Annotated in this window: 3 protein-coding genes; all 3 read left to right on the plus strand. The window is 59.1% G+C overall.

Translation table 11 applies throughout. The annotated features are described in order from the left end of the window. The first annotated feature begins 43 nt into the window (after nt 1-43). The gene (locus tag J1C56_RS30615) at nt 44-907 is read left to right on the plus strand and encodes a hypothetical protein (RefSeq protein ID WP_083246597.1); all 864 of its coding nucleotides are present in this window, start codon (nt 44-46) and stop codon (nt 905-907) included. 244 nt (nt 908-1,151) lie between these two features. Further along, nucleotides 1,152-2,897 (plus strand): type IV secretion system ATPase VirD4, encoded by a 1,746-nt coding sequence (virD4, locus tag J1C56_RS30620; protein WP_214393683.1) that lies wholly within the window; start codon nt 1,152-1,154, stop codon nt 2,895-2,897. Nucleotides 2,898-2,909: 12 nt separating this feature from the next. Next, nucleotides 2,910-7,234 (plus strand): hypothetical protein (locus tag J1C56_RS30625; protein ID WP_214393684.1); only part of this gene is annotated, 4,325 nt, incomplete at its 3' end.

The raw sequence follows: 7,234 nt of genomic DNA on the forward strand, positions 1-7,234 counted from the left end.
TGGTACCTTGATTGGGTAACTTAACGACTTTGGAGGCCGAGCAATGGATCGCGATAACAAACGGGCACGCGCAGCTGCAAGTTCATCCCAAGACGTGGGGAATCGCAGTACCCTCCGTGACCTTCCATACGGACCATTGACCGATGTTGCAGAACGGCTGGTAAGCGCTAACCCGCGCGATACAGCGCGAAATCTTGGGACCTTCAAAGAACTCGGGAGGCGAGAGCGCATAGCCGTTCGGGGCACTCGAACCGAGCCAGAAACTGACCTCGCGAAGTTTGAAACGCGGACCAATCAGCTTGGACGATCAGCCGTCGATCTGGGGGATAAATTGACTGCCGGGTTGGGACACACCCCGGATGAAGTAGCATTGGAGCAATTCAGAGCAGTCAGTAACGTGTCTCATTACCTTCGGCCAGAGACACAAGATAGTATTGTTAATCGCATTGGCAACATGGACCCACCTTCGCAAGCTATCGGAGCGCTTTACGCTGCGCAAAACTTCAGCAAGTTTAACGCTGAAAATAAAGCTCGCATTTTTGATCAGGCCGCTGAATTGGCTACCGATCCGGATGGCCACGTCAGGTCGACAGCATCCAATGCTATGTACGCGATGTATCACCAGTTAGATCCAAATCAACAGGCCCAAGCTCACTCAATTCCCGGCATGCAAGACATCTTGCCGCAGATGCCTCCTCCGCGGCATGCAGCGGAGGAACGCAGTGCGGATCTGGACGCCCACATAGCAGGTATTGGGGCTGCAGTCCGTGATACAGTTGGCCCGCAAACCTCCCACGAACAGCTGCAGCGGGGTGGTCAAGTCGGCCGGGACATAAGCCACTCCTACAATCACGCCCGAGAGGATCTAATGGAGGCCAGGAGAAGCAGAGATCGCACCGGCCGTTGAGGTCTCGGCCATGGCAGTAACGCTTCCTCTCCCGAATTCCGTTCACGGCCTTGCTGTTTCCAATTCCCTGGCCGTCGACGTAGCTGCTTAGTGAAACTTTCAAAATCCACGTCTGCCGGGTGGCGCGATGCAAGCATCGCACCACCCGCTGCGGCATCGATCTGTCGAGCGTCGGCATCGCGCGACCTCGGTTCGGTGTCTGAAGCAAGCGCAGCATTAGCACGGCTAATTCGGCCATGGAACAATGTCTTCTACAAAAACGACGTCCCCCAACATAGCCATTAGCATCGCGTGCTCACTCGCCTTGGGGTTCTGTGCGGCAAGTCTGTACGCAACCTTCCGCCACGGGGGTAGCGGCGAGGCTCTGATGGCGTTTGATGTCCGTGCCTTTTGGTTTGAGACGCCCTTCTATTTGGGTTTCGCAACCCCCGTTTTCTATCAGGGCGCGGCTATCGTGCTCTCGACATCTGCGGTTGTCTTGCTGATTCAGCAGGTCGTATTGCGCCGCAAGCTCGAACATCACGGGACCGCTCGTTGGGCTCGAGTGGATGAAATGCGACGCCCGGGATATCTGCGACGATACCGTGGCGTGTCAGGACCGGTCTTTGGGAAGACGAGTGGCCCTTCATGGCCTGGCTATTACCTGACCAATGGCGAGCAGCCTCACAGCCTCATTGTTGCGCCGACCCGCGCTGGTAAGGGTGTCGGCATAGTCATTCCAACGCTACTTACATTTAAAGGCTCTGTGATAGCTCTGGACGTCAAGGGGGAGCTCTTTGAGCTCACATCGAGGGCGCGTAAAGCCGCAGGCCACGAAGTGTTCAAATTCGCGCCACTGGATTCAGAGCGGCGCACAAACTGCTACAATCCACTGTTGGATCTCATAGCACTGCATCCACAGCAGCAATTCACCGAAGCCCGCCGCTTGGCCGCGAACCTGATTACGGCCAAGGGGGAGGGGGCGGAAGGTTTCGTCGCCGGCGCGCGAGATATCTTTGTCGCGGGGATCCTTGCCTGCATCGAGCGGGGCACGCCAACAATCGGCGCCGTCTATGATCTGTTCGCTCAGCCGGGGGAGAAGTTTAAGCTCTTCGCGCAGCTCGCCATGGAGACCCGGAACAAAGAGGCACAACGCATCTTCGACGACATGGCGGGGAACGACACGAAAATCCTAACCTCCTACACGTCCGTGCTCGGCGATGGCGGGCTCAACTTGTGGGCGGATCCGGCTGTCAAGGCGGCTACAAGTCGCTCGGACTTTTCGGTCTATGATCTTCGCCGTCGCAGAACGTGCATCTATCTTTGCGTTGGTCCGAACGACCTTGAGGTGATCGCGCCTTTGATACGCTTATTTTTTCAGCAAATCGTTTCAATTCTACAGCGGTCGCTGCCCCGCCAGGACGAAAAGCACGAGGTTCTCTTTCTGCTCGATGAGTTCAAGCACTTGGGGAAGCTGGAGGCGATCGAGACCGCAATTACGACTATCGCGGGCTACAAGGGGCGTTTCATGCTCATCATCCAAAGCCTTTCGGCACTAACGGGGGCTTATGGAGAGGCTGGTAAGCAGAATTTTCTCAGCAATACCGGACTGCAAGTGTTCATGGCCACGGCCGATGACGAGACTCCGAACTACATTTCCAAAGCCATCGGTGAATACACGTTTGAAGCCAAATCGATTTCCTACAGCCAGTCGCGAGCGTTCGACCGGAACATTCAGAATTCGTTTCAAGGTGCGCCGCTGCTGCGTCCCGAACAGGTTCGGCTGCTCAATGACGAGTACGAGATTGTTCTCATCAAAGGTCTGCCGCCATTGCAACTGAGGAAGGTGCGATATTTTTCGGACCGCATTCTGAAACGCATCTTTGAAAGCCAGACAGGCGCCCTCCCGGAGCCGGCGCCCTTGACGGAAGCAGAGGAGGGATTCTCCGCAGAATCTCGACTCGATGAGCCGCTGCGCGGATTGGCGCAAGACTTTGACGATACAGTTTGATGCGAGGCTAATGTGGACCAGCGAAAAAATCCATCCCGTGCAACAGCTTTGCCGCAGGCGGTGCAGGACGCCGGCTTGGAAGAGGATCAAGCGGTCCAGGCCAGGCAAGTGGGCGTTGAGCAGCACCTTGCCGAGGCCCGGAGGCTGTTCGATCAAGCTGACGAGTCGCCAACCAATCCAGAGGAGCTTCAGCGACTGGACCAGGGGTTCCGCGAAGTGCTTCAGCAATGGCAGGATGAGCAAGCCGCCTCGTCTTCTTTCAGCGCTGAGGTTCCCGAGGCGCTCCGGCCGCTGTTCGATGATCGAGCTCACCAGCCGCCAACCAATGCAGAGGAGCTTCTGCGACTGGAACAGGGGTTCCGCGAAGTGCTTCAGCAGCGGCAGGATGATCAAGCCGCCTCGGCTTTGCTCAGCAACCCAGGGATGCGTGCTGGACCGGAGGACCCCAATAGAAGCGTGTCGGACGCTTTCGCAACATCTGGGCACGCCGGAGTTCAGGCCGCTGCCCCGCCAGTCTTGGCTGCCAGCCAACAGCAGATCCGGCCCTCGCCGGATGCGCTTGACCAGGGCAACCATCTGCCACCCCAGGGGGGCATCATCAACAACGAACATTCCACAGCGCTGTTCCCGCCGGCGAAGAGGCAGAGGGCCGTGGATAGGCCGCAAGCCGTCGCCATTCAGCAGCAGCCGAGCGAAATCGGCAATTCCGGCGGCCGCATGCCGATGCAGCCCCCCATGCAGCAATTGGGTGAATTGCCATTGCAAGGGGTACCGGTTCAAGGGACAGGGTCCGAACACATCGGAAGGCTGCATGCGGGAGCCGCGCCCTCAGCAAGGTCCGAGGCGCCCCCGGCTGCGATCGAGGACTCCATAAACGTTTCGTTCGCCGTCCCCCAAGGGTTCTCCCATGGGACCCAACGCGTCCCAGACGCGATGCTCTCTTCCTTGGACCGCCCTGGCCCCTTGCCGGATGCTGGCCAAGCGCGGCAAGCGGGCTTTGAGCAGCACGTGGCCGAGCCGCGCCGAGCCGACCCCGTTGCGAGTGGCGCCCGTGCTTCCCGCTATCACCATCTGTCCGGCGAACACCGGGACCTTATTGATAGAGCGATCGCCCACTCCCAGGAAAAATATAGCGAGACCACGGCCCGAAAATACACGTTTGCACTTCGCCGGTTGGCGAATGATCTCAGCGCTCGTGGCCAAGCGACCGATCTAAGAGATCACAAATCCCTGGTCGATCACGTCGGTGCTTTCTTTCCGAAAGACGTTGATATGAAGAGCGCGTTGAAGGCCCTGCGTGCGTATCATGAGCCGGGCTATTCAGCGACTGCTGGCGGCCCTGCTGCCAGCTATCCCCATCTGTCCGCCGAACACCGGGACGTTATTGATAAGGCGATCGACCGCGCTGCGGCTCAGCAAAACCAGAGCGCGGACACGCTGCGAATATACTCGAATGCGCTTCGCCGATTGGCGAATGATCTCGGCGCTCGTGGCCAAGCGACTGATCTAAAAAATCACCAATCCCTGGTCGATCACCTCGATACTTTCTTTCCGAATGACCAGAGCATTAAAACGGCGTTGAACGTCCTGCGTGCGTATCATGATCCGGGCTATGCAGCGACTGGCTGGTGGCCAGCGGCGGTGCCTTCAAAGCCAGATGCGCGTATCTTGGAAAAATTAAGCAGTGACAGCGAGTTGGCCTTAAGCACCCGTGTCGTCTATGGTCGACTTCTTCGCAGATTTTCTGAGGAGCTTGAGAGTCGGGGCCAGACGATCTCTGGGCTGGATCACAATTCGCGGACCGAACTCGCCGAGGCGTTGTTTCCAGGCAACAAGAAACTCCGCTTGGCGCTGCAGCGGGTTCACAATGCGGAGGTTCCCGAGGCCTTGCGGCCGCTGTTCGATAATCGAGCTCGCAAGCCGCCAACCAATCCAGAGGAGCTTCTGCGACTGGAACAGGGGTTCCGCGAAGTGCTTCAGCAGCGGCAGGGTGATCAAGCCGCCTCATCTTTGTTTAGCAATCCAGGGATGCGTGCTGGACCGGAGGACCCCAACAGAAGCGTGTCGGACGCTTTCGCAAGCTCTGGGCACGCCGGAGTTCAGGCCGCCGCCCCGCCAGTCTTGGCTGCCAGCCAACAGCAGATCCGGCCCTGGCCGGATGCGCTGGACCAGGGCAACCACCTGCCACCCGAGCGGGTGATCATCAACAATGAACATGACACAGCGCTGTTGCGGCCAGCGGAGAGGCAGAGGGCCCTGAATACGCCGCAAGCCGCCGCCATTCAGCAGCCGCTGAGCGAAATCGGCAATTCAGGCGGCCGCGTGCCGATGCAGCCCCCCACGCAGCAGTTGGGTGAATTGCCATTGGAAGGGGTACCGGTTCAAGGGACAGGGTCCGAACACATCGGAAGGCTGCATGCGGAGGCCGCGCCCTCCGCAAGGGCTGAGGCACCCCCCGCTGCCATCGAGAACTCCATAAACGTCTCATTCGCCGTCCCCAAAGGCTTCTCCCATGGGACTCAACGCGTCCCAGACGCGATGCTCTCTTTCTTGGACCGCCCTGGCCCCTTGCCGGATGCTGGCCAAGCGCGGCAAGCGGGTTTTGAGCAGCACGTGGCCGAGCCGCGCCGAGCCGAACCTGTCGCGAGTGGCGCCCGTGCCACCGGCTATCGCCATTTGTCCGACGAACACCGCGACCTTATCGATAAGGCGATCGCCCACGCTGCGGCTCAGCAAAAATATAGCGAGAGCACGGTCCTAAAATACAGGTATGCACTTCGCCGATTGGCAAATGATCTCGGCGCTCGTGGCCAAGCGACTGATCTAAAAAATCACCAATCCCTGGTCGATCACCTCGATGCTTTCTTTCCGAAAAACGATGATATGAAGAGGGCGTTGAACGTCCTGCGTGCCTATCATGAGCCGGGCTATTCAGCGACTGTTGGTGCCCCGGCTAACCGCTATCCCCACTTGTCCGACGAACACCGGGACGTGATTGATAAGGCGATCGCCCATGCTGAGGCTCAGCAACACCATAGCGCGCCGACGCTCCGAATATACTCGTATGCGCTTCGCCGATTGGCGAATGATCTCGGTGCTCGTGGCCAAGCGACTGATCTAAAAAATCACCAATCCCTGGTCGATCACCTCAATACCTTCTTTCCGAAAGACACTGACATAAGGGATATAAGGCCGGCGTTGAACGTCCTGCGTGCGTATCATGAGCCGGGCTATTCAGCGACTGGCCGGTGGCCAGTGACGGTGCCTTCAAAGGCAGATGCGCATGTCTTGGAACAAGTGACCAGTGACAGCAGCTTGGCCCCAAGCACCCGTGTTGTCTATGGTCATAGTCTTCGCAGATTTTCTGAGGCGCTTGAGAGGCGGGGCCGGACGATCTCTGGGCTGGATCATGATTCGCGGATCGAATTCGCCGAGGTGTTGTTTCCAGGCAACGATTATCTCCGCTTGGCGCTTGAACGGGTTCGCGATGCGAAGCCTGCGTCAGACAGGATCGTGGCGGACGCTTTGGCAGCGGCCGGCTCTGGGCACGCCGGAGTTGAGGCCGCCGCCCCGCCAGCGTTAGCTGTCAGCCAACACCGGCCCTGGCCGGATGCGCTTGACCAGGGCAACCTCCTGCCACCCGAGCGGTTCATCATCAACAATGAACATTCGACGGCGCCGTTGCGGCCGGCGGAGAGGCAGGGGACTGATAATCCGCAAAGCATCGCCATTCAGCAGCCGCCGAGCGAAGGCGGCCGCGTGCCGATGCAGCCCCCCATGCAGCAGTTGGGTGGATTGCCATTGGCAGGGGTACCCGTTCAAGGCCCAGGGTCCGAACACATTGGAAGCCTGCATGCGGAGGCCGCGCCCTTTGCAAGGTCTGAGGCACCCCCCGCTGCCATCGAGAACTCCATAAACGTCTCATTCGCCGTGCCCAAAGGCTTCTCCCATGGGACTCAACTCGTCCCAGAGGCGATGCTCTCTTCCTTGTACCATTATGGCCTCTTGCCGGACGCGGACAAGCCGGAATGGAACTACGAGATTAAAGGCCACGGCTACACCGCCCGGAGGCCAGAGGAGGGTAATGACGTTTGGCTCCTCCATCGCGGAGCGATAAGGGAAGCTGGAGCGGCAGCAGTACCGGCAAGGGCTCCGGGACCCGCCTTGCCAGCGACCGCCAGGCTCTCAGACACCCATCTCGGTGTTCCGTTGGTCGATCTGACCACCTCCTCCGATGCACACATCGAAGCCCTTCCGTCAGGCTCGTCCAATCTCCCCCGGGGGGCGGTGCTCGGGGCCACCCAACTGCTGGGCGACGAACATATCCAGAGGGATTA

Origin of the sequence: Aminobacter anthyllidis (assembly GCF_018555685.1) — a bacterium.
In the GTDB taxonomy this organism is placed as follows: domain Bacteria; phylum Pseudomonadota; class Alphaproteobacteria; order Rhizobiales; family Rhizobiaceae; genus Aminobacter; species Aminobacter anthyllidis.